Genomic DNA, 1,674 nt, shown 5'->3' with positions numbered 1-1,674 from the left:
CAGTTTCAGACGTAACTCAGCAGGCGTGATGTTAGAGTCTTTTTGCCAAGGTTCGCCGCTGGGGACTAGCAACAAGGCATCGAGATGCAAAACCTTTGCAAAATGCGTAGCCAGTTTAAGGTGGCCAAGGTGTGGTGGGTCAAACGTACCACCCAGAATACCAATTTTTTTTGGGGTATCCAAATGCGCTGAGCTCAACTTAGGCCAGCCAGTTACGCGGCTTGAGGTAGTAGTCGTAGAGCTTGGCTTCTGGTGTGCCAGGTTTTGGCTGCCAGTTGTACCACCACTGCACTACCGGTGGCATAGACATCAAAATAGATTCTGTACGTCCACCAGAGTGCAGACCAAAAATAGTGCCACGATCAAATATCAAGTTGTATTCCACATAACGACCGCGACGGTATTCTTGAAACGCTTTTTCTTCGGCGGTAAAGCTGTCTTTATAGCGACGCTCGACAATCGGCAGGTAAGCATCAATAAAAGCATCGCCAACAGCGCGCGTCATGGCAAAGCTCTTCTCAAACCCAAGCTCATTAAAGTCATCAAAAAAAACACCACCAATACCCCGTGGCTCTTCACGATGTTTTAAGTAAAAATATTCATCACACCATTTTTTAAATCGCGGGTAGAGCTCCTCACCAAATGGATCTAAAGCATCCTTAGCTGTTTGATGGAAGTGTTTGCAATCTTCATCAACGCCATAGTAGGGCGTGAGATCAAAGCCGCCACCAAACCACCAAACAGGTTCTTTGTCTGGAGCTTGTGCAATAAAGCAGCGCACATTCATATGGGTGGTCGGTACCTTAGGATTGTTCGGATGAAAGACCAGTGAAACGCCCATGGCTTCAAAGCTACGCCCCGCAACCTCTGGGCGATGGTGTGATGCAGATGGTGGCATTTGGTCGCCACGGACATGTGAGAAGCCCACGCCACCTTTTTCTAGAATATTACCGCCATCCAAAATACAGGTGCGTCCATAACCTTTTAATTTGCTATCTTCCGGTTTTTCCCAGGCATCCACCATAAATACTTTGCCATCGAGCGTACTCATCGCAGTCGTGATTCGATCTTGCAGCCCTAAAAAGTAATTTTTTAATTCTGCAATATTGATTTGAGTATGTTCAGCTGATGACAAGATTTAAAGGTCGCTCTATTGGGATGGATAAGTGGATTAAATTACTTCACTGCGCGATAGCCAATATCTTTGCGATATTGCATGCCATCAAATTGAATTTTAGAAATGGCCTCATACGCTTTTTGCTGAGCACCACGAACAGTATCTGATAGACCCACTACGCACATCACTCGACCACCTGAAGTGAGAAGCTTGCCATCTTGCAGCTTGGTACCAGCATGAAAGGTCAGCTGGTCTTCGGTGTCGGCTGGAATGCCAGTGATAAGGTCGCCGTTGCGCGGTGTATCTGGATAGTTATGGGCTGCGAGCACTACGCCCAATGCGGTGCGGCGATCCCAGTCTAATTCCACTTCATTGAGAGTTCCGTCAACTGCATGATCTAAGGCATTCACTAAATCACTGCGCAGGCGCGCCATGATGGGTTGTGTTTCTGGGTCACCCATGCGGCAATTAAATTCCAATGTCTTGATCTTGCCATCAGTAGAAATCATCAGGCCTGCATAGAGAAAGCCGGTGTAAGGAATACCATCAGACTCCAT

Annotated in this window: 3 protein-coding genes; all 3 read right to left on the bottom strand. The window is 47.1% G+C overall.

Going from position 1 to position 1,674, the window contains the following annotated elements; translation table 11 throughout:
• Positions 1-198 (bottom strand): nicotinate-nicotinamide nucleotide adenylyltransferase (locus B7Y67_RS17320; RefSeq protein WP_293599693.1); only part of this gene is annotated, 198 nt, incomplete at its 3' end.
• Between the two features lies 1 nt (position 199).
• On the bottom strand, positions 200-1,111 hold the full coding sequence (gene hemF / locus B7Y67_RS17315; protein WP_293599694.1) for an oxygen-dependent coproporphyrinogen oxidase: 912 nt from the start codon (positions 1,109-1,111) through the stop codon (positions 200-202).
• Positions 1,112-1,176: 65 nt separating this feature from the next.
• The coding region (locus tag B7Y67_RS17310; protein WP_293599692.1) for a phosphoribosylglycinamide synthetase C domain-containing protein at positions 1,177-1,674 on the bottom strand (498 nt) is incomplete at its 5' end.

It is taken from the genome of Polynucleobacter sp. 35-46-11, from assembly GCF_002281105.1.
Note: the sequence above shows the minus strand (reverse complement) of the source record. Positions and strands in the feature narration are given on the sequence as shown.